This is a genomic window from Arthrobacter sp. 01T425, from assembly GCF_056398725.1.
Genome location: NZ_JBFTPY010000026.1, coordinates 23,517 through 43,182, shown reverse-complemented (window position 1 = coordinate 43,182; position 19,666 = coordinate 23,517). Strand labels below are relative to the sequence as shown.

Here is a 19,666-nt window from a genome sequence, read left to right as displayed (position 1 = left end):
GTCGGAGAGCGGGGACGCGTTCCCGGCCGTGACGGTGCCGTTCCCGGTCCGGAACACGGTCTTGAGCCCGGCGAGCTTCTCCGCCGAGGACCCGGGACGGATGCCCTCGTCGCGGACCAGGTCCGTGCCCGGGACCGGGACGACGAGGTTGTCATAGAAGCCCTCGTCCCAGGCCGAGGCGGCGAGGTTGTGGGAGGCGGCGGAGAACTCGTCCTGCTGCTCGCGGGTCAGGCCGTACTTCTCGGCGAGCCGTTCGGTGGCCTCGCCCAGGGAGATGGTCCAGTCCTGCGGCATGGCCTTGTTCACCAGCCGCCAGCCGAGCGTGGTGGAGGCCAGAGTCAGGTCCCCGGCCGGGTAGGGCTTCTCGGTCTTCGGCAGCACCCACGGGGCCCGGGACATCGATTCGGCGCCGCCGATCAGCATCAGCTCGGCGTCGCCGGTGTTGATCTGGCGGGAGGCGATGATCGCCGCGTCCAGGGAGGATCCGCAGAGCCGGTTGACCGTGGTGCCCGGGACCGAGACGGGCAGCCCGGCCAGCAGGGTGCCCATCCGGGCGACGTTGCGGTTCTCCTCGCCGGCTCCGTTCGCGTTGCCGAACACCACCTCATCGATCCGCTCCACGTCCAGGGCCGGGGCGCGCTTCACGGATTCGCGGATCACGTGCGGAACTTGCGCGTGCTTACCGGGAGCGGGTGGTGAACCGCCGGGTGGCAGATGTACGCCTCCTGGTGGAGCGGGGCATCTCCCGAGGAGACCTGAGCCCGGACGTCGACGCCGAGATGCTCACCGACCTCCTGCTGGGGCCGATCTACTACCGGTTCTTCCTGAGTGGCTCCCCGCTGGACGAGGGCTTTGGGGTCCGGCTCGTCAGCACACTGTTTTCGCGCGGACCCGCCCACGGGGGCACGCCGTAGAAGCGATGACGGCGCGGGGACCCCGTGCCGAAGTCGGTCCCCGGACTCTTATTCGAAGACGACGGTCAGCGTCCCTTACATGGGCGCGGGCATGTATAGCCCGGGCAGCAGCTCCGGGTGTGCCGGGACGAAGAGCGCGAAAACGATCAGCGAGACACCGGTTATCCGGCTGAAGGCGGGCCCGTATTTCCATGTCTTCTCCAGGAAGATAACTACCGTGAGCACGGCCATCCACGCCAGGTTCATCACGCCCACGGCAATCAGCACCACCATGAGCCCCCAACAGCAGCCGACGCAGTACACGCCGTGGTACATGCCGACGCGGACGTCCCGCAAGCGGCCCTTGTACCCGGACACGTGCAACAGGAAGGCTATGGGCGACCGGCAGTGCCTGAGGCAAAAGTCCTTCAGCGGGGTGAGCTGGTAGGCGCCGGCCGCCACCAGCACGGCACCTCCCACCCAGGGCGCGATATCCGGCGCGTCCTCAGCCAGCAGTCCGGCGAGCGCCGCGGCCGCGTAGGCCACGACGCCGAATCCGATCCATGTCAGAAGGTAGCCGCCTACCAGGGCCGTTGTCCGGATGGCCCTGACCCGGCTGCTGCGCACGGCGCGGATGGATCTGAGATACGTCGAAGTCAGGGGCGCCAGCGCCGGCAACATCATGGCTGCCATCATCAGCGTCCACACCGCCAGGAAACCCCAGAGCCTCAATCCCATCGTTCCCGGGCCCGTGGACATGTCGGAAAGACCTTGGAACGTCAGGTACCAGGCCAGCGCGGCGCACCCGATCAGCGCCAATTCTCCGGCATGGTGGCCAGCTGTCAGGCGGCTCCTGCCCGGCACCTAAGCGGACCAGGCGAAGGGGGCCGAGAATGAGTTCTTCCCGGCGTTATCCCAGGTCATCCCGAACACGTCGACGCGGGCGGTGCTGGATGTGCCGGCTGCCAGAGTGTCGGCCGGGAATCCGACCCCGCTAATTTTCACTCCCCGCCCTGTGGAATCAAATGGATTCATGAAGTCCTCGACCACCATCTCGACTGCACTGCCAATACGCACCTGGTGGACACGCCCGTCGTCGGCGTAGGCCATTTCCAGGGACTCCATGCCCGCCATTTCACCGATCAAGGGAGCGAGGCCCTCCATCGGTCCGCCGAGCTGGCCGCCGAAGACGGCACCGAGCGCTTCGGCCTGCTCGGCGGAGGCGGCAGCGTCCATCAGGAGACCGACCTTCCAGCCCCCCTCACTCATCAGCGCCGGGGTATCGGCCACGACGCAGACTGTCAGACCGCCGACGTCGACACCGTTGACTTCGCCGGTTTCCACGTGGAAGGCCAAGGCCACGTTGCAGCGGTCATTGTCCGCCGGTGCCGTCTGTCCTGTCGCCGTACACGGGCAGACCATGTCGCAATTGCAGTTCTCAAAGTATGTACCCTCGACATGCCACGGCATTTAGGGCTCCTTTCGAAGAGGCCCCCCAAAACAAATCCTCCTCGCGGCCCTGAGCAGTGTCAACGTCCTGCGGACACCCCTGCAAAAGGCCGTTCTGGGCGGCCCTGCGCTTCGAATGGAGGGGTGGGGGTCATGCGGCCGGGATGGGCGCCAATGCGACTTTTCCGTTTGCAGCAGCGGTGTAACACCGCTGCTAGCTGGCCGGCGTCACGACGTCCTCCAGCATTGACCTGTCGAAGAATCGGACCTCGCCCGTTGCCTGGAAGAACACCGGGACGACCGAGGTGCTCGGGTCCTTCGAGGTTTCGTAGATCTCAGGCGCTCCCCCGTGTTTGCGCGCGATAGTTCCAACCAGGTCAGTGCCGCGAACCCGGACGGTTCGATATTTGTAGCTCATGTGGACCCCTTCGTCTGCCGACCCCTTCGTCTGCCAAGGCAAACCCTACTCCTGAAAAAGTGTCAGCCACGCCGTTGCTTGCGTGCCAGAATCCTCATATGACCAAGGAACGAAGTGAACTGAAGAGCACCGGATACGAGATCTTCATCGGTATCCTTTCGATCCTGTCGATTATCAATCTCGTGCTCTTGTATGTCGTGCAGGACCAGTACCTCGACACGGTGCTCACCGTGATGAACGCCATTTTCAGTGTGATCTTCCTTGCGGACTTCCTCTACCGGATCCTCACCGCGCCATCGGCCGGCGCCTATTTCTTCAAGCACTTTGGCTGGGCCGACCTGTTGGCCAGCGTGCCTGTCGCGCAATTCAAGATCCTGCGCATCTTCCGGCTGATCCGGGTGTACCGCCTGCTCCGCGACGTCGGCGTCCGCACGATCAGCCGCGCGCTGATCAAGGACCGGGCCGGCAGCTCCCTGTACATCCTGCTGCTCATGGGCATTCTCGTGCTCGAATTCGGCAGCCTCGCCATGCTCCGCGTCGAGCAGTACGCCCCGGGGGCCAACATCACGACCGCCTCCGACGCCATCTGGTACACCATCGTCACGATCTCGACAGTCGGATATGGTGACCAGTATCCGGTCACCGAACCGGGCCGTCTGATCGGGGCAGGCATCATTGTCCTCGGTGTCGGCATCTTCGGCACATTCACCGGCTACCTGGCCAACTTCTTTCTGTCTCCCAAGAATCCCGCACCGCCGGTCGATGCCGCCGGGACGGGACCCGCGACGGTCGAAGGACTCCGTCAGCGCCTCGAAGAGTCCGAAGCCAAGCTCACCGAGATCAAAAAGCTGCTTGCCGGGCCAACCGGGTGAACGTTCGTCCCATAGCTGCCGCCATCTGACCCGGCGCCTCTATTGAAGGAGCGCTCATGGCGACGGGGGCGTGAACTGGCTGGCGGTAAACTCCGCTCCCTGGGGGTCCCGGATCAGTGCCGTGCGCGTCCACTCGGTCTCGCTTTGGCTAACGACTTGGGCGCCGAGTCGCTTCGCATCAACCACTGTCCGGTCCCGGTCAGCAACGGTGAACGAGACGTGCCAGTGCGGCAGTTCGTCGGGGGCCGTGGTCGCGATCCAGGCGATCGCATCCTCGAAGCCAGGTGGAGGGCCCAGCGCTGACTGCCTTTCCCTGATGCCCGGATCGATTGTCGCCTCAAGGTGATCACCGTAACCGGGCCTGCGGATCATCATCGCGAAGCCGAGGTCGTCGACTTTCCAGCCAAACACGTCCTCATAAAACTTGATGGCCGCGCCGGGGTTAGGCGTGTGGAGATCGCTGAAATTCCAGGACCCCGGCTGATTGGCCACCTGTGCCCCCAAGCGTCGCTTGGCTTGCCAGATGCGGATCCCGACGCCCCCTGGATCGGTCAGCGCCGCACTGCGGCCGCCTTCTCCAGCGTCTGCGGCTGCCGACCGTACCGTAGCGCCGGCAGCGACCAAGCGCTGCACTGCGGTATCCGCGTCCTCGACGGATACGTAGGTATTCCATGTCGCGGCACCCCGGGTGTCCGCCATCCCGGCGACGTCCTGGCCATCGAGCGTGGCAATCAAGTATCGGCCTGGCGCGCCCGCCGGCACGGCGTCCTCGAACGTCCAGCCAAAGAGGCCGGCATAGAACTCGGCGGCCGCCTCGACGTCGGGCTGCTCGGTGTCGATCCAACACGGTACGCCCTCAGGGTAGGTTCGCTGGGTCATGTCTCGCTCCCGCAGTCCCTTTCGTAGTACCGCCTGGCGTGATCAGTCCTGGGCCGGGGCATCGGCTTCAGCCTCAAGCTCGGCTTCGAGCTCGGCTTCGGCCACTGCGATGACAAAGCCGAGCGCAATGGCGAGGTTTGCTGCCTGCCGCCACGATCCGGGGAGTGCCGAGAATGGGCGCAACTGCGATGACGGTGCCCTGGACATCATCTGCCGTGACGCCGACGTCGACCACCGTACCGGCGTTGAGCAGGTAGGAGGCGGGTGGAGCGTCGACGGAGACGAGGGCCGCGATACGGGCCAGCATCAACTCGCGGGGAACAAGGGTGGAGCGTTCGAGCGACACGGCGGTGATGTCGGCGAGGGCGTCGACGACGGGGGTTTCTTCTTCGGCCATGATCATGTCTCCATCTGGATTCGGTGTTGGGTGCCGAGCCGACGGCACGGGCGAGGGGCCCGGCCCGTCTGCAAAGTAGCCCTGTACGTCCCAGGGAGACATCACCCCCGCGGGATGAACCGATCGCCGGCCATCGGACTCCGTAACAGACGGGCCTCGAGCGTGCGAAAGGATCACTTCTCGGTAGCCGCCAAGTAGTGAGGTCGCCTTTGACGCACAATTGCTGACCCGCCCAAAAGGGTTTGAGCCCGATGTATCCGTAGGCCTCAATGCCGAGCGATATACCCCGTTACGGTGTCGGCTGGAAGAAGGTCTGGATGAAACGTAGGAGTCGGTGAGTCCGTCATATGTGGGGCCGAAATCGGCCATGGGGCGTGGCTGACCCACGGGCAGCGCATCAAGTAGATCGTTCGTTGCGGATGAGCCGGATGTCAAGAAGCGGCTGCCATGCTTGTCCCATGGATGACGAGGTTGGTGCCGCGCAGCCGCAACCCCGGCCGTCTGCCTATCGGACCGGGCGGATGGAAGCATTCAGCGACGGCGTGTTCGCCATCGCGATAACGCTCCTCATTTTGGAGATCTCGGTCCCTGCCGGCTCCCACGAGAACCTCGTCGGCGCGCTGGTCGACCTGTGGCCGTCGTACTTAGCCTACTTGGTCAGCTTCTCGACGATTGGGGCGGTCTGGTTTGCCCACACGGTTATCACCGAATACCTCGACCATGCCGACTCGGTGTTCGTACGGCTGAACCTGTTACTGCTCCTGGTTGTCTCGTTCCTGCCGTTTCCGACGAAGTTGCTGGCCGAATTCATCCACGAAGCCGGGCCCGAGCGGATCGCGGCGACCGTCTACGGCATCAACCTGCTCCTGTCGATGATCATGATTTCGGTGACCTGGCGATACGCGGTGCGCGCGCGTCTCGTGCGCCCGGATCTGGCTGATGAGGATGTGAAGACCCTCACCAAACGGCTAACGCCCACGCTGGGCGTGTACGTCGCAATGATCCTGATTGGGCTGGTCCAGCCAGTCATCGCCGTGTTCGGCTACCTGGCACTCGCCCTGTTTATCCTCCTGCCGTTCAGCGCCATCCGGCGCCGTTCCCGTTCCGCTTGACCGGCGGGTAGGCAGAATCGGGGGCTTTGCATTCAAGATTCCTGTCGATGCGCTGCGGCCGCCACGGCGGGCTGAGCATCGGTTCATCCCATGGGGGTGATGTCGTCCTCCGCTTTCGAGGGTTACGTTGATGTCGAGTCGCAGCGACCGGCCCCGGTCGCGCCACTCGCCATACAATCACCGCAACCAGATGGAGACATGGCCATGGCCGAAGAAGAAACCCCGATCCTGGACGCCCTCGCCGACCTCACCGCCGTATCGGTTGAACGCTCGACGCTTGATCCCCGCGAGTTGATGCTGGCCCGGATCGCTGCGCTCGCCGCCGTCGACGCCCCGGCCGCGTCCTACTTTTTCAATGCCAGTACCGCGATGGATGTCGGCATCACCAGTGAGGACATCCAGGGCATCCTGATCGCTGTTGCCCCAATCGTCGGCACCCCCCGGATCGTGGCGGCAACCGGCAACCTAGCCAGCGCCCTGGGCTTCGCCCTCGAATTGACCGAGGCTATGGCCGAGGCAGAAGCGGAAGCCGAGGGCTAATCCCGTCCGGACCACGGCGCCGTGGCGCGCGGGCTCGTGGGAGGGGAACCTGCACGGGCGGCATATCGCCTTCGGGCAACGCCGGAATGATCCTCGTCCCGGTCTGTGCAGACGACGTCGTGGGGTCCGGTGCTGACGTTCTCCCCTCCGGTCCACGCATTCCGGCTCAATGTGGCAGGGGACGCGTAGATCTGCCCCGGGTGGTTATGACCGGTTTGGATCTCACGGATAGGCGGTTATTTCTGGCCCCACCTCGTGACTCGCCGGCACCCTGGTGGATGGAGCCGAGAGTGGAGTTGTTCGCGCGGATCCGAAGCGATGCCCGGGCATGTCGGTTCGTGGTCTTGCGGCCCTCCGCAGGGTTCACTGGAGTCGTGTCGGCCGATCAGGACGAAGCGGCTTCGATGAACTTCTCGTCACCCACCTTCACGGTCTTGACACCGGACGCTGTCTCCGGACGGTGTGGGGCAGGACCGACCCGTCAAAGGCAAGCGGCCTTTCGCACCCGGACCGGGGCGCTGGCCAAACCGGTAGCGAAGGTCCAACTCTTGCCCCGGCAGGCACACACGGGCAGTGCCAAAAGTCATTGGTTCGGCGAAGAACCCTGGCAGGCAGCCGGGCCGGGGAGGCCCAGCTAGGTTGGCTCGGTGAGCAGCTTTCTGATCTCGGTGAGCTTGGCTTCGGACTCTTCGAGGCGCAGGCGGAGTGCTTCGACCGTCGCGCTGGTGTTGGCCGCATCGACGGGCGGTGCGGGTTCCTTTTTCCGGGGAGCCAGGAAGAAGTTGGCCAGGTAGCCGGTGAAGGTGCCGAAGATGCCGACACCGACGACGATGATGCCCGTACCGAGAATACGGCCGGCACCGGTGACCGGATACTGGTCACCGTATCCCACTGTCGAGATCGTGACGATCGTGTACCAGATGGCGTCCGAGGCCGTCGTGATATTGGCCCCCGGCGCATACTGCTCGATGCGGAGCATCGTGAGGCTTCCGAATTCCAGTACGAAAATGCCCATGAGCAGCAGGATGTACAGGGAGCTGCCGGCCCGGTCTTTGCTCAGTGCGCGGCCGATTGTCCGGATGCCGACGTCGCGGAGCAGGCGGTACACCCGGATCAGCCGGAAGATGCGCAGGAACTTGAGTTGCGCGAAGGGCATGCTGGCCAGCAGGTCGGCCCAGCCGAAGTGCCTGAAGAAATAGGCGCCCGCCGATGGCGCGGTGAGGATCCGGTAGAGGAAGTCGGCGAGGAAGATCACGCTGAAAAGGGCGTTCATCACCTCGAGCACGGTGTCGAGCGACTGCTCCCGCGCGGCATACACGAGCACGAGATTGACGATCGACAGGAGCGAAAGGATTCCGATGAAGATCTCATATCCGATGCTCTTCAGTTCACTGCGTTCCCTGGTCATGTGAGGATTCTGGCACGAAAGCACTCAAGTACCCGACACTTTTTGCCCTTCTCTGACCGGACCGCAGTGCCGCTGTTCAACAGCCTGGCGCGCAAGTACCCGGCCGGGGGCCTCGCCGGGATCGAGGCAGGCGCATGGTCTAAATGTCGTTAGCCGCTCCCCGACGGCGACGACCGCTGCATGCACGCCGCCACGAAAATTCCCCTGCATTAAGTAGTCTTACTATGCAAGCTTCCAGCAGAGTCGAGGAGGTTAAAGTGGCCGGACATTTGGAGTTGGAGCACTCGCTGCAGAGTGGTGGCGGCGTTCTGATCGTGGACGCTGAGAAGTCTTTGACAGGTACTTCGGACGCCGGTCTGGAAAGATCCGTTATGGGCCGAGCCGTTGCCTGGTCAGGCACATGCGGCCGCCCTCAACCAAAGGTGGGGTAGCAATGGTGCCAGGTTCAAAATCCGAAAAGAAACGCGGGGTCCTTTTCGACGTCGACGGGACCTTGATTGACTCCAGCTATTTCCATGCCCTTGCCTGGTGGCAGGCGTTCCGGCGGGAGGGGCTGGACATCCAGATCTCGGCTATCCACCGCTGCGTCGGCATGGGCGGCGACAAGCTCATCGAACACTTGGTCCCCGGGTGCACCACGGACATGCAGGAAGACCTCAAATCCGCGCACGGCGCCGTGTTCTCCACGTTTTGGCCTTCCCTGCGCCCCTTCGACTCTGCCCGGGACCTCCTGGCCGCATGCTCCGGCGCCGGGCTGGCCGTGGGTTTGGCATCATCAGCGCAGGAGCGCGACCTGGACGTCGCCCGGCGCCTCCTGGACGCCGGCACGTCCATCGATGCGTGGACCAGTTCCAACGACGCCGACGAGAGCAAGCCCGCTCCCGACATTCTGCTGGCGTGCCTGGAAAAGCTTGAGCTCAGCCCGGCGGACGTCGTGTTTGTTGGCGACGCCGTCTGGGACGTGCTGGCCGCCGCGGCAATCGGAGTTCCCGCCATTGCCCTGACCTGCGGCGGAATCAGCGAAGCCGAGCTGCGGGAGGCCGGTGCCGCCGAAGTTTACGACAATCCGCGGCACCTGTTGGAGAACCTTGAAAGCAGCGCGATTGGAAAGCTGAGCGCCTGAGGCCTTCCGCCCGTGCGGCTTCCAACGCCTGAACGGCCGCCCAGGCAGCACGGTCTGGAATTCTCAGTCCGTGCTGCCCGGCGGGTGTCCGGCCTGTCTTACTTGGACGCCGCGGCTGTCAGTTCGCCCCGGCCCCGACGCCTGCCTCGACGGCCGGGCCGGCTGTGGCGCCGGCAAGGCGCAGCCAGGTGTCCACCACGGTGTCGGGGTTCAAGGAGACCGAATCGATGCCTTCCTCGACCAGCCACTCGGCGAAGTCCGCGTGATCGCTCGGACCCTGGCCGCAGATGCCGACATATTTGCCGCGCACCTTGCAGGCCGCGATGGCCATGCTCAGGAGCTTTTTGACGGCCGGATCGCGTTCATCGAAGCCGCCCGAGACAATCGCGGAGTCCCGGTCCAGGCCCAGGGCCAGCTGGGTCATGTCGTTGGAGCCGATGGAGAACCCGTCGAAGTAGTCCAGGAACTCATCGGCGAGCAGCGCGTTGGATGGGATCTCGCACATCATGATCACCTCTAGGCCATTCTCGCCGCGGGTGAGGCCGTTCTCCCCCAGCAGTTCGATAACGCCGCGGGCCTCATCCAGGGTCCGTACGAACGGGATCATCAGCTTGACGTTGGTCAGGCCCATCTCGTTGCGGACAAAGGACAGGGCCTCACACTCGAGGTCGAAGCAGTCCCGGAAGGACGGCTCCAAGTAGCGTGAGGCGCCGCGGAAGCCGATCATCGGGTTCTCTTCGTGCGGCTCGTAGGCGGGCCCGCCGATCAGGTTGGCGTACTCGTTGGACTTGAAGTCGGACATGCGCACAATCACGGGTTCCGGCGCGAACGCCGCCGCGATGGTGGACACGCCCTCGGCCAGGCGCTTGATGTAGTAGTCGCGCGGGCTCTCGTACGCGGCGATGCGCTCACGGATTTCCGCGGCGACGTCCGCCGGCTGCTCGTCGAGATTCAGCAGTGCCTTGGGGTGGATGCCGATCTGGCGGTTGATGATGAATTCGAGCCGGGCCAGGCCCACTCCGTGGTTGGGCAGTTGCGCGAACGTGAAAGCCTGCTCCGGGGTGCCGACGTTCATCATGACCTTGACGGGGGCCTCGGGCAGCTGGGTAATCTCGGTTTCCTCGACGCTGAAGTCCAGGAGCCCTTCGTAGATCACGCCGGTTTCACCGTCGGCGCAGGACACGGTTACGTCGAGGCCGTCGGAGAGGGCATCGGTGGCGTCCCCGGTGCCGACGACGGCGGGAATCCCCAGTTCCCGGGCAATGATGGCGGCATGGCATGTGCGGCCGCCGCGGTTGGTCACGATGGCGGAGGCCCGCTTCATGATCGGTTCCCAGTCCGGGTCGGTCATGTCGGCGACGAGGACATCACCGGTTTTGAAGGCGGCCATCTGGTCGATCGCGGTGAGGATGCGGACGCTGCCGGCGCCGATGCGCTGGCCAATGGCGCGGCCCTCGACCAGCACCCGGCCGGTCCCGTTGAGCCGGAACCTGCTCAGGCTGCCGGAGGCCCGGCGGGACTGCACGGTCTCCGGGCGCGCCTGCAGGATGTACAGGCCGCCGTCGATCCCGTCCTTGCCCCATTCGATGTCCATGGGGCGGCCGTAGTGGTTCTCGATGGCGACGGCGTGCCGGGCGAGCTGCTCGACGTCGTCGTCAGTGAGGCTGAAGCGGTTCCGCAGGGACGCCTCGACCGGCACGAAGTCGATGGTGCGGCCGATTTCGCGGCTGCTCGTGTAGGTCATCTGCAGGGCCTTCTCGCCCAGTCCGCGCTTGAGGATTGCGGGCCGGCCGGCCTGCAGCGCGGGCTTGTAGACGTAGAACTCGTCGGGGTTGACGGCGCCCTGGACGACAGCCTCGCCGAGGCCGTAGGAGGACGTGACGAACACGGCGTCCTGGAACCCGGACTCCGTGTCCATGGTGAACATGACGCCGGAGGCGCCGACGTCGGAGCGCACCATGCGCTGGATGCCGGCCGAGAGCGCCACCTCGGCGTGCTCGAACTTGTGGTGTACCCGGTAGGCGATCGCCCGGTCGTTGTAGAGGGACGCGAACACGTCCTTGATGGCGAGCAGGATGTTCTCGATGCCGCGGACGTTCAGGAAGGTTTCCTGCTGCCCGGCGAAGGAGGCATCGGGGAGGTCTTCCGCGGTCGCGCTGGAACGGACGGCCCAGGACAGGTCCTCAGAGCCGCCGTGCTTGTCCACCAGCTGCTGGTAGGAGTTCCGGATCTGCGCTTCGAAGTCAGGCAGGAAGGGCGTCTCGCGCATGAGGGCCCGGATCTCCTGCCCGGCGGCTGCCAGGGCCGTGACGTCATCGGTGTCCAGGCCGACCAGCCGGTCGGCGATCTTCTGGTCGAGGCCCGAATCCGCCAAGAAGTTGCGGTAGGCATCCGCGGTGGTGGCGAAGCCGTCGGGAACCTGGACGCCGGCGGAGGTCAGGTTCTGCACCATCTCACCGAGGGAGGCGTTCTTTCCGCCCACGCGGTCCAGGTCCTTGAGTCCGAGTTCTGAGAACCACAGGATGTCTGTCGTCATAGTTACTGCTCCTTTGCAGATGATGGCATGCAAGTGCGCCGCCCCGCTTGCGGCGATGGCCGGTTGATGGGCGCAAGTCCTGTCCACAGTGACAGGTCTCCAGCGCACTTTCCACATGACGTGCGCCACACCAAGTTTGTGAAACTTTTCCCTAATGCTTGAGGTTCATCCGCTGCAGGATGGTTGCCGCCATTTCCTCGACGGACACCGTGGCCGAATTCAGGTACGGAATCCTGTGGGAGACGTACAGTTGCTCGGCGCTGCGCAGCTCGAAGCCGCACTGCCGCAGCGACGCGTAGGGTGAGCCCCGGCGCCGTTCGGTGCGGATCTGGCTCAGGCGCAGGGGGTTGGAGGAGAGCCCGAAACACTTCTCAACGAAAGGCCTCAGCGGCTTGGGGAGCCCTTCCCGTTCAAAGTCTTCGTCCACCAGCGGGAAGTTGGCGGCGAAAATGCCGTGCTGCAGGGCCAAGTACATTGTGGTGGGCGTTTTTCCGCAGCGGGACGGCGCCACCAGGATGACTTGGGCCTTTTCGAGCGCCCGCAGGCTTTGGCCGTCGTCGTGTTCCATGGCGTATTCGACGGCGGCCATCCGGGATTGATACCGCTCCGCATTGCCCAGGCCATGGGCCCTGCCGGGTTCGCCGCTGGCCGGCGAACCGAGGGCCTGCTCCAGCTGTCCGACATGAGTCCCGATGAGATCCACGATGATCCCCTGGCACGTACCCAGGACCTGGCGGATATCGCTGCTTACCGCGGTGGAAAACACGATCGGCTGCAGGCCCGTGGCGGCCAGTTTGTCGATAGTGCCGACCACCGTCCTGGCCTGTTCGACCGTGGTGATGAAGGGGACCGTGATGCGGTCAAAGTGGTTCGCGGGGAACTGCGTCAGCAAGGTGTTGCCGAGCGTTTCCGCGGTGATGCCGGTGCTGTCCGAAAGGAAGTAGACAGGCCGGAGATCGTCATTGGTCATGAACGCATTCTCCCCCACGCCGGGACCGGTCCGGTATCGGGCAGCCGGCGGGTCCCTACCCCGTCTCCGGTCCCGGACGTAGACTGCTCGCTTACAACGCCACCAGCTATCCGGGAGATCGACATGAACTATGCAGGGACCGGGAACGAGAAGGCCGTCACGGCAAGTGACCTTAACCGGACACATGTCGGACTGACCGTGAGCTTCCAGCCGGACGAATTTACCGTGGTCTTCGGCCGGATTGGCGCCATTGCGCGCAAGGAGGGTGGTGTGACCATCGCGCTGGCAGGGGTGGACGGTGCGGGTGGCCTGGCGTCCCATTACAGCCTGCCTCCCGCCCAACAGGTCTACGTCCAGCCGGACATGCTCACCAATACGGAGACGACCATCAAGGATTTGTTCGGCAAGGTGCAGGAGAATCTGCGGAGCCACAAGGGAGATCAGCGGCCGGACACCGTGTAGGGCTCACTGATCCCTGACACGGTCACAGTGCTACGTGTTGAGGTCCCAGTGGACACGGATCGCTTCGGCAACCGGTCCGGCGGTGACATCAACCCGGAAAGCAACGGGCGCGGTCCCAGTCTCTTCGATGACAGCGTCATGGTAAACGCGGCCGCAAGAGGAGCACAGGGTGTAGAGATCCTCGTCCTCAGGCCAGGTAGCCAGCCCCGCGGGCACGGGAACGTTTCCGCCGATGTGAACGGGCATGCCCTGTGAGTTGGCCTGAATCAATCCCTCGCTGCTGACGGTATTGCCGCAAACGCAGGTGATGGTGGTGACGTCATGATCGATGACCTCGGCGAATTCGGTATCCATGATCAGTCCCCCTCAGGTTCCGCAGAAGGTTCGGTACGGGCCAAAGCTTTCTGGGGCGGCAGCTGCGTAGCGCTCGAGGCCGGACCGCTCGTCGAAAGGCGAGGCGACTGCGTCCAGCAGCCGTGCCAGCGGATCCAGGTTTCCGACGGTAGCGGCCGCCAGGGCCTCCTCCACCAGGTGGTTCCGCGGGATGTAGATGGGGTTGACCCGGTCCATGGCGTCAGCATCCGGTGCCAAGGCACGCCATCGCCCCACCCAGGCATCGAAAGCTGCCGTGTCCTGGACCTGGCCCCGCGCGGCTTCGGCACGGCCGCGGGCGGCTTTGCCGAGGTGCCGGAAAAACGAGGTGTAGTCGGCCCGTGACTCCTGCATTAAAGCCACAAGTTCGTCCACGAGAGGCGAGGCCACGTCGTCGTCGAGCCCGTCACGGAACCCCAGCTTGGCCTTCATGCCTGCCGACCAGGCGTCACTGTACTGCCGGCGGAACTCGCCGAGTGCTCCCACCGCGAGCTCGACCGCCTGCTCCTCGTCGTCGTGGAGCAGGGGCAGAAGCGACTCCGCGAGCCGGGCAAGATTCCACTCCGCCACCACCGGCTGGTTGCGGTAGGCGTAGCGCCCGCTCTCGTCGATCGAACTGTAGACGGCGGCCGGGTCGAAGCCTTCCATGAAGGCACACGGCCCGTAGTCGATCGTTTCGCCCGAAATCGTCATGTTGTCGGTGTTCATGACCCCGTGAACGAATCCGACGAGCATCCACTGGGCCACCAGCGAAGCCTGGGCGGATATGACCCCTTGGAAGAGTGCGAGATATCGGTTCCCGGCCTCCGCGGCGGCGGGGTGGTGACGGGTCAGGGCGTAGTCGGCGAGGCGGCGAAGGAGGCCGATGTCGCCCGTGGACCGGGCGTACTGGAAGCTGCCCACGCGCAGGTGGCTGCTGGCTATCCGGGTCAGAATGGCGCCGGGCAGGAGCGTCTCGCGCTGCACCGAACGTCCCGTCGCGACGACGGCGAGGGACCGGGTCGTGGGGATGTGCAGCGCGTGCATCGACTCGCTCACGATGTATTCGCGCAGCATGGGACCGACCACCGCCTGGCCGTCCCCGTTGCGGGCAAACGGCGTGCGTCCTGATCCCTTGAGGTGGACGTCGCGGAGCTGCCCGTCCGCGTGCCCGATCTCGCCCAGCAGGAGTGCGCGCCCGTCGCCGAGCCGGGGCGCGTACCAGCCAAACTGGTGGCCGGCGTAGGCCTGCGCCACCGGACTGGCATGGGCGGGGACGGCATTGCCGGTCAACAGACGCAGACCCTCCGGACTCCGGAGGAAGGCCGGATCGAGGCCCAGCTCAGCGCCGAGGTGCTCGTTGAGCACCAAAAGGTGCGGCTCGGGCGCCTCCTCCGCGCGCCAGGGAATGGCCATCTCCTGGAACTCCCGGGCGAAGCGGCCATCAAATGTGACGGTTGAATGCGCTGTGCCACTCATCTTTAAAGGATACCGGCCACAGCGTCAGCAATGCCGCTGGTCGCGGCGGAGCAGATTCGGGCCGGTGCCATGACGTGGCGCGGAGCTGGTGGCAGGATGGGCGCATGGAACTGCACATCACGGGCGACGCCGCCGCCGACCAACTGCTCAGCAATGACGCGTTCGCACTCCTTGTGGGCATGCTGCTTGACCAGCAGGTGACCATGGAGTCTGCGTTTGCCGGACCCGAAAAGATCCGGACGCGCATCGGGTCCATGGCCCCTGCCGCAATCGCCGAATACGACCCTGCCGGCTTCGTTGAGATCTTCAAGGAGCGTACATCCATCCACCGCTTCCCCAGCTCCATGGCCGGCCGCGTCCAGGACCTCGCTGCGACCGTCCAAGGCGATTGGAATGGGGACGCAACTGCCATCTGGAACCAGGACGACCCGGACGGTGAGGAAGTGCTGCGCAGGTTGAAGGGCTTGCCCGGCTTCGGAGAGCAAAAGGCCAAGATCTTCCTTGCACTGCTCGGCAAGCAGTGCGGCCTGCAGGCGCCAGGCTGGCGTGAGGCCGCCGGCCCCTATGGCCAGGAGAGCGCATTTCTTTCTGTCGCCGACATCGTGGACCCCGAGTCGCTGAAAAGAGTGCGCGCCAGCAAGCAGGCCGCCAAGGCCGCCATCAAAGCCGCGAAGGCATCCGAGCGCTGATACGGAGGTCCTGGATCAGAGGCTTCCAACGGCTTCGCCGGGGAACACGATTCCGAGCTGGTTCCTGATGGCGTCGGCGACGGCCATGGTCCGGATGGATTCGGCGAGCGGCCGCTGGGGAACCTCCAGCCGCCCTGCCGCAATGGCGCGGGCGACGGCGGCAGCCTCGAAGTGCAGGCCCTCGAAGTGTGCTCCGGCCGGCTCCTCATAGGCCAGCCGGGTACCGTCCGGGAAGCGGACGCTGAACTTGCCTGGCATGTTGAAGGGCCCGTCAATTGACAGCGAAGCCTCGGTGCCCACAATGGTGGCGGACGTCGGCGTGAAATTGTGCAATTGGGTGTTCATCATGGCCTGGCGTCCGCCGGCAAAGGACATGACGGCCGAAAGCTGGGCATTGACTCCGGATTCGTGCGGTTCACCGAGCGCCAGGAGGCGGTCCGGTTCGCCCAGGACGGACGTGATGAGCGAAAGCGGATAGGTCCCCAGGTCCAGCAGTGGCCCGCCCGCCAGAGCCGCGTCGAAGATCCGGTGGCTGCGGTCAAAGTGCTCACCGTATTCGGCGAAGACCGTAGTAAGGTCCCCGAGCATTCCGGAGTCGAGCACTTGCCGGATGACGTCGAACTTGGGCAGGAAAAATGTCCACATGGCTTCGGCGGCGAACAGGCCGGCGTCGGCGGCCCGGCTGGCGATGCCGGCCGCCTGTGCACGGTTGATGCCTATCGGCTTTTCGACCAGAACGTGCTTGCCGGCGTCGAGCGCCATGAGGGCGGCCTCGTAGTGGAAGTTGTGCGGCGTGGCCACGTAGACGATGTCGACGTCGGCGGCCGCCAGCTCCTCATAGCTGCCGAAGGCAGCGGGGATGCCGTGCCGTCCAGCAAAGGCTTCGGAACGGTCCAGCGAGCGGGACCCGATTGCGGCGATAATCTGCGAGGTGTGCGCCTGGACGGATTCCGTAAAGCGCTCCGCAATCCAGCCGGGACCCATGATCCCCCAGCGGAGTGGTGGTGCGGCTCGGGAATCCGGGACCCGGGACACCGGGAGTGAGGAGTTCCCGGTCATATGCCGGCCTCCCTTGTGTTGACATCGATTCGCATGAGACGCATAACCCCTTCCCTGAATTTGTCCTGACATAGTAACAAACCGCTTCATCCGGGAATAGCCCCTGAAGAGGTAACCGCTCCACCGCGGCGCCACACACTCGGCCTCCGGCACCCTTCCCGCCGCCCCGCCCGCGGACTTGCCCCTGACCGTGCGCCTCCAGGATGCCCGTCGATACTTTTAGCGCATGTCAAGACAAAGTCTTGACCGTCTCGTTAGAGCGCTCTAACGTAGAAGGTGCGTGATCCAGCACACTCCCGGGAACGCTCCCAATTCAAAGTCCGCCCTCCAGGTCGGCCGAATCGAGGAAGTCAACAATGTCGTTGCACACAGCAAGCTCGCCCGCATCGGGCTCAAAACACCGCGGGTATCTCGCCCGTCTCACTGTTATCTCCACACTCGGCGGACTCCTGTTCGGCTACGACACCGGCGTGATCTCCGGTGCGTTGCTCTACATGCAGGACTCCTTGAGCATGAGCCCGGTCGAAGAGGCCACCGTCGTCAGCGCACTGCTCTTCCCTGGTGCCGCGGTGGGCGCACTGAGCGGCGGCAGGCTCGCCGATAAGCTTGGGCGGCGCGGCACGCTGCTTGTGTGCGCGCTGCTCTTCCTTCTCGGCGCGATAGGCTGCGCCATCGCACCGACCGTCGGGTTCATGGTCGTTGCCCGCGTCATCCTCGGTCTTGGCGTCGGCGCCGCTGCCGTAACGTGCCCTCTTTACCTGGCAGAAATGGCGCCCGCACATCTGCGCGGGCGCATGGTCACCATCAACGAACTGATGATCGTTACCGGACAGATGCTTGCTTTTGCCATCAACGCACTCCTCGACGCCGTCATCCACGACGCGGAGGTCTGGCGCATCATGCTTGGCATTGCCTCCATCCCCGCCATCGCACTCCTGATCGGCATGCTCGCCCTGCCCGAATCGCCGCGCTGGTTCGCTATCCGCGACAGGCTCGAGGACAGTCGCCGCATCCTCAACCTCAGTCGCAGCCCGGAGGAAGCCGATTTCGAATACAAAGAAATCGTTGAGTCCGCGAATACGGCCCGGAATGAGCGCTCCAGCGCCTGGCGCGATCTGAAGAACAATCTCTGGATGCGCCGGCTCCTCTGGGTCGGCATCGGGCTCGCCGCAGCCCAGCAGGCAACGGGCATCAATACCGTGAACTACTACGCCCCCACCATCCTCGAGCGCAGCGGCCTCGGCGTGAGCGCATCGCTCGTGGCGACCATCGCCGTCGGCGTCACGTCGGTGCTGATGACCGTCCTGGGTATCTGGCTGCTGGGCTTCATCGGGCGCCGCCGCATGCTGGTCATTGGCTTCTCCGGGGTCGTAGCTTCGCAGGCACTCCTCGCCGTCGTCTTCACACTCCCCCAGTCGGACCTCGTCAGTTACACCATTCTGGCGGCGATGATGCTGTTCGTGGCCTTCGTGCAGTGCTTCATCGGCACGTGCGTGTGGCTACTGCTCTCCGAGATCTTCCCGCTGGCCATCCGCGGCTTCGCGATGGGCATCGCGGTGTTCGCCCTCTGGACCGTGAACGCGGCGATCTCCTTCCTGTTCCCGATCCTGGTCGTCGCCCTGGGCTCAACCGGCACGTTCACCGTGTTCGTGCTGGTGAACATTGTTTCCCTGATCTTCGTGGCGAAATTCGTGCCGGAGACGAAGGGGCAATCCCTGGAAGAGCTGGAGGTGCACTTCCGCACCGGAGGCATTCCAATCATCGTGCCTCCCACGGTACCGGGCGAGAAGGCGGTATCTCTCTGAGAATCGAACGTCCGTAGCCATTGCCGCCGGGGCCTCCCCCACGGGACAGGCATGCGGCCGGCGTCAGGCAGCAGTGGAACCGGTGCGGTTGCCCATGGGGCGGCGGCCGGAACCGCTGTGTTTCCCGCGATACGCTTGCCGGCAGGAGGCCATTTGTCCAGGAACGAACTGAACCAGCATGGAGCGGCCAAACGCGCCACCATTGAGGATGTGGCGCGCGAAGCCGGCGTATCTCGCGCACTCGTATCCCTGGTGCTGAGGGGTTCACCAAAGGTGAGTGAACAAAAGAGGGAAGCTGTTGCCATCGCCATAGCCGCACTCGACTACCGGCCCAGCAATGCGGCCCGCTCGCTCGCCAGCGGACGGACGCAAACAGTAGGAGTGCTGCTGGACGACCTCTCCAATCCCTGGTTCGTGGAGCTGCTCGACGGCATGCAGAACATCTTCCGGGAGCAGAACCTCCGGATGGTCCTCGGCGATCCACGCTATTTGGCCCGCCCAGGGGAAAGCCCGGTGTCCGCCTTCATGGAATTGCGCGTCGACGGCCTCGTCATCGCCGGAGACTTCAACGCCGATGAAGACCTCACCCGCGCCACACTGCTCACGCCAGCCGTCGTCGCCGGCACCCGCGCCTTCGACCTCCCGGCAGCGGACCGCGTCACCAACGACGACGCCGCCGGCGCCCGGATGGCCGTCGAGCACCTGATTGGTCTCGGCCACAGCGACATTGCCTTCCTCACCGCTCCCACCGGCTCTGCTACCGTGCGGGCCGACGCCTACCGGGACACCATGACCCGCCACGGCTTGCAGAACTACATCCGAGTGATACCAACGGACTTGAGCGAGCATTCCGGCTTTGAGGCAATGAGCCGCCTTATCGACGGCGGCCAGCCCCCCTCAGCGGTCTTTGCCGCCAACGACATCCTCGCCGTCGGTGCGCTCTCGGCCGCCGACGAGCACGGCATCAGCGTGCCGGGACAACTCTCACTGGTCGGATACGACAACACCTATCTCGCCGGGATCCGCCACGTCTCCCTGACCACCGTCGACCCCGTCAGCCGGGACGTAGGCATCCGCGTCGCGGAGCTTCTCCTCGCCCGCATCGCCGACCCCTCCCTGCAGCCACGTACCCAAGTGCTGGCCCCGCGCCTCGTCGTTCGAAGCACCACCGCTCCCGCCGCCCACACCTGACACTCTTGGCCACCCAAGGCGGGCGGCCGGCGG

The 19,666-nt window shown here is 64.8% G+C and carries 20 protein-coding genes and 1 pseudogene; 9 read left to right on the top strand and 12 right to left on the bottom strand.

The window, feature by feature from the left end; all coding sequences use genetic code 11:
• A pseudogene (locus tag AC1DNG_RS20365) lies at positions 1-663 on the bottom strand (thiolase family protein); the annotation flags it as partial.
• Between the two features lie 44 nt (positions 664-707).
• Between AC1DNG_RS20365 and AC1DNG_RS20360 the strand changes: the two are divergent.
• A complete protein-coding gene (locus AC1DNG_RS20360; RefSeq protein ID WP_476888125.1) occupies positions 708-914 on the top strand; it encodes a TetR-like C-terminal domain-containing protein in 207 nt (68 codons plus the stop codon).
• A gap of 75 nt (positions 915-989) precedes the next feature.
• Here AC1DNG_RS20360 and AC1DNG_RS20355 read toward each other — a convergent pair whose 3' ends face one another.
• The 3 genes from AC1DNG_RS20355 to AC1DNG_RS20345 form a co-directional block, all read right to left on the bottom strand.
• Positions 990-1,652: a DUF2182 domain-containing protein gene (locus AC1DNG_RS20355; protein ID WP_476888124.1), complete on the bottom strand. Its 663-nt coding sequence runs from the start codon at positions 1,650-1,652 to the stop codon at positions 990-992.
• 105 nt (positions 1,653-1,757) lie between these two features.
• Positions 1,758-2,363: a DUF1326 domain-containing protein gene (locus AC1DNG_RS20350; RefSeq protein ID WP_476871982.1), complete on the bottom strand. Its 606-nt coding sequence runs from the start codon at positions 2,361-2,363 to the stop codon at positions 1,758-1,760.
• Positions 2,364-2,556: 193 nt separating this feature from the next.
• On the bottom strand, positions 2,557-2,760 hold the full coding sequence (locus tag AC1DNG_RS20345; RefSeq protein WP_043435465.1) for a hypothetical protein: 204 nt from the start codon (positions 2,758-2,760) through the stop codon (positions 2,557-2,559).
• Positions 2,761-2,858: 98 nt separating this feature from the next.
• On the opposite strand from AC1DNG_RS20345, the gene AC1DNG_RS20340 reads away from it, so the two are divergent.
• Complete coding sequence (locus AC1DNG_RS20340; RefSeq protein ID WP_476857359.1) at positions 2,859-3,632, top strand: ion transporter; 774 nt, start codon at positions 2,859-2,861, stop codon at positions 3,630-3,632.
• Between the two features lie 54 nt (positions 3,633-3,686).
• Here AC1DNG_RS20340 and AC1DNG_RS20335 read toward each other — a convergent pair whose 3' ends face one another.
• Together AC1DNG_RS20335 and AC1DNG_RS20330 are read right to left on the bottom strand one after the other, a co-directional pair.
• Positions 3,687-4,511, bottom strand: a complete 825-nt coding sequence (locus tag AC1DNG_RS20335) for a VOC family protein (protein ID WP_476888123.1) — start codon at positions 4,509-4,511, stop codon at positions 3,687-3,689.
• A 73-nt stretch (positions 4,512-4,584) separates the two neighbouring features.
• Complete coding sequence (locus tag AC1DNG_RS20330) at positions 4,585-4,914, bottom strand: carboxymuconolactone decarboxylase (RefSeq protein WP_476888122.1); 330 nt, start codon at positions 4,912-4,914, stop codon at positions 4,585-4,587.
• Positions 4,915-5,366: 452 nt separating this feature from the next.
• On the opposite strand from AC1DNG_RS20330, the gene AC1DNG_RS20325 reads away from it, so the two are divergent.
• Complete coding sequence (locus tag AC1DNG_RS20325) at positions 5,367-6,020, top strand: TMEM175 family protein (protein ID WP_476888121.1); 654 nt, start codon at positions 5,367-5,369, stop codon at positions 6,018-6,020.
• Between the two features lie 204 nt (positions 6,021-6,224).
• Entirely contained in the window at positions 6,225-6,560 is a 336-nt protein-coding gene (locus AC1DNG_RS20320) for a carboxymuconolactone decarboxylase family protein (protein WP_476851136.1), read from the top strand.
• Between the two features lie 634 nt (positions 6,561-7,194).
• On the opposite strand, the gene AC1DNG_RS20315 is transcribed toward AC1DNG_RS20320, so the two are convergent.
• Positions 7,195-7,968, bottom strand: coding sequence for an ion transporter (locus AC1DNG_RS20315; RefSeq protein ID WP_476851137.1), 774 nt, complete (start codon positions 7,966-7,968; stop codon positions 7,195-7,197).
• A gap of 433 nt (positions 7,969-8,401) precedes the next feature.
• On the opposite strand from AC1DNG_RS20315, the gene AC1DNG_RS20310 reads away from it, so the two are divergent.
• Positions 8,402-9,091 carry an HAD family hydrolase gene (locus tag AC1DNG_RS20310; protein ID WP_476874280.1) on the top strand — a complete coding sequence of 230 codons (690 nt, stop codon included), beginning with the start codon at positions 8,402-8,404 and terminating at the stop codon, positions 9,089-9,091.
• Between the two features lie 118 nt (positions 9,092-9,209).
• Here AC1DNG_RS20310 and ppsA read toward each other — a convergent pair whose 3' ends face one another.
• Together ppsA and AC1DNG_RS20300 are read right to left on the bottom strand one after the other, a co-directional pair.
• Positions 9,210-11,627, bottom strand: coding sequence for a phosphoenolpyruvate synthase (ppsA, locus tag AC1DNG_RS20305; protein WP_476874279.1), 2,418 nt, complete (start codon positions 11,625-11,627; stop codon positions 9,210-9,212).
• Positions 11,628-11,778: 151 nt separating this feature from the next.
• Positions 11,779-12,597, bottom strand: coding sequence for a pyruvate, water dikinase regulatory protein (locus AC1DNG_RS20300; protein ID WP_476858702.1), 819 nt, complete (start codon positions 12,595-12,597; stop codon positions 11,779-11,781).
• A 123-nt stretch (positions 12,598-12,720) separates the two neighbouring features.
• Between AC1DNG_RS20300 and AC1DNG_RS20295 the strand changes: the two genes are divergently transcribed.
• A complete protein-coding gene (locus AC1DNG_RS20295) occupies positions 12,721-13,059 on the top strand; it encodes a hypothetical protein (protein WP_476857366.1) in 339 nt (112 codons plus the stop codon).
• 30 nt (positions 13,060-13,089) lie between these two features.
• On the opposite strand, the gene AC1DNG_RS20290 is transcribed toward AC1DNG_RS20295, so the two are convergent.
• Positions 13,090-13,413 (bottom strand): hypothetical protein, encoded by a 324-nt coding sequence (locus AC1DNG_RS20290; RefSeq protein ID WP_476888120.1) that lies wholly within the window; start codon positions 13,411-13,413, stop codon positions 13,090-13,092.
• Between the two features lie 12 nt (positions 13,414-13,425).
• Positions 13,426-14,889, bottom strand: a complete 1,464-nt coding sequence (locus tag AC1DNG_RS20285) for a protein adenylyltransferase SelO (RefSeq protein ID WP_476888119.1) — start codon at positions 14,887-14,889, stop codon at positions 13,426-13,428.
• Positions 14,890-14,993: 104 nt separating this feature from the next.
• Between AC1DNG_RS20285 and AC1DNG_RS20280 the strand changes: the two genes are divergently transcribed.
• Positions 14,994-15,578 (top strand): HhH-GPD-type base excision DNA repair protein, encoded by a 585-nt coding sequence (locus AC1DNG_RS20280; protein ID WP_476888118.1) that lies wholly within the window; start codon positions 14,994-14,996, stop codon positions 15,576-15,578.
• 15 nt (positions 15,579-15,593) lie between these two features.
• Here AC1DNG_RS20280 and AC1DNG_RS20275 read toward each other — a convergent pair whose 3' ends face one another.
• The gene (locus tag AC1DNG_RS20275) at positions 15,594-16,637 is read right to left on the bottom strand and encodes a Gfo/Idh/MocA family protein (RefSeq protein WP_476888117.1); all 1,044 of its coding nucleotides are present in this window, start codon (positions 16,635-16,637) and stop codon (positions 15,594-15,596) included.
• Between the two features lie 356 nt (positions 16,638-16,993).
• Between AC1DNG_RS20275 and AC1DNG_RS20270 the strand changes: the two genes are divergently transcribed.
• Complete coding sequence (locus AC1DNG_RS20270) at positions 16,994-18,442, top strand: sugar porter family MFS transporter (protein WP_476888116.1); 1,449 nt, start codon at positions 16,994-16,996, stop codon at positions 18,440-18,442.
• 153 nt (positions 18,443-18,595) lie between these two features.
• On the top strand, positions 18,596-19,633 hold the full coding sequence (locus AC1DNG_RS20265; RefSeq protein WP_476888115.1) for a LacI family DNA-binding transcriptional regulator: 1,038 nt from the start codon (positions 18,596-18,598) through the stop codon (positions 19,631-19,633).
• Positions 19,634-19,666 lie beyond the last annotated feature (33 nt).

Coding starts and splice junctions, on each gene's coding strand:
- AC1DNG_RS20355 (WP_476888124.1), bottom strand. CDS start 1,652: ATGTCCACGGGCCCGGGAACGATGGGATTGAGGCTCTGGGGTTTCCTG.
- AC1DNG_RS20350 (WP_476871982.1), bottom strand. CDS start 2,363: ATGCCGTGGCATGTCGAGGGTACATACTTTGAGAACTGCAATTGCGAC.
- AC1DNG_RS20345 (WP_043435465.1), bottom strand. CDS start 2,760: ATGAGCTACAAATATCGAACCGTCCGGGTTCGCGGCACTGACCTGGTT.
- AC1DNG_RS20340 (WP_476857359.1), top strand. CDS start 2,859: ATGACCAAGGAACGAAGTGAACTGAAGAGCACCGGATACGAGATCTTC.
- AC1DNG_RS20335 (WP_476888123.1), bottom strand. CDS start 4,511: ATGACCCAGCGAACCTACCCTGAGGGCGTACCGTGTTGGATCGACACC.
- AC1DNG_RS20330 (WP_476888122.1), bottom strand. CDS start 4,914: ATGATCATGGCCGAAGAAGAAACCCCCGTCGTCGACGCCCTCGCCGAC.
- AC1DNG_RS20325 (WP_476888121.1), top strand. CDS start 5,367: ATGGATGACGAGGTTGGTGCCGCGCAGCCGCAACCCCGGCCGTCTGCC.
- AC1DNG_RS20320 (WP_476851136.1), top strand. CDS start 6,225: ATGGCCGAAGAAGAAACCCCGATCCTGGACGCCCTCGCCGACCTCACC.
- AC1DNG_RS20315 (WP_476851137.1), bottom strand. CDS start 7,968: ATGACCAGGGAACGCAGTGAACTGAAGAGCATCGGATATGAGATCTTC.
- AC1DNG_RS20310 (WP_476874280.1), top strand. CDS start 8,402: ATGGTGCCAGGTTCAAAATCCGAAAAGAAACGCGGGGTCCTTTTCGAC.
- ppsA (WP_476874279.1), bottom strand. CDS start 11,627: ATGACGACAGACATCCTGTGGTTCTCAGAACTCGGACTCAAGGACCTG.
- AC1DNG_RS20300 (WP_476858702.1), bottom strand. CDS start 12,597: ATGACCAATGACGATCTCCGGCCTGTCTACTTCCTTTCGGACAGCACC.
- AC1DNG_RS20295 (WP_476857366.1), top strand. CDS start 12,721: ATGAACTATGCAGGGACCGGGAACGAGAAGGCCGTCACGGCAAGTGAC.
- AC1DNG_RS20290 (WP_476888120.1), bottom strand. CDS start 13,413: ATGGATACCGAATTCGCCGAGGTCATCGATCATGACGTCACCACCATC.
- AC1DNG_RS20285 (WP_476888119.1), bottom strand. CDS start 14,889: ATGAGTGGCACAGCGCATTCAACCGTCACATTTGATGGCCGCTTCGCC.
- AC1DNG_RS20280 (WP_476888118.1), top strand. CDS start 14,994: ATGGAACTGCACATCACGGGCGACGCCGCCGCCGACCAACTGCTCAGC.
- AC1DNG_RS20275 (WP_476888117.1), bottom strand. CDS start 16,637: ATGACCGGGAACTCCTCACTCCCGGTGTCCCGGGTCCCGGATTCCCGA.
- AC1DNG_RS20270 (WP_476888116.1), top strand. CDS start 16,994: ATGTCGTTGCACACAGCAAGCTCGCCCGCATCGGGCTCAAAACACCGC.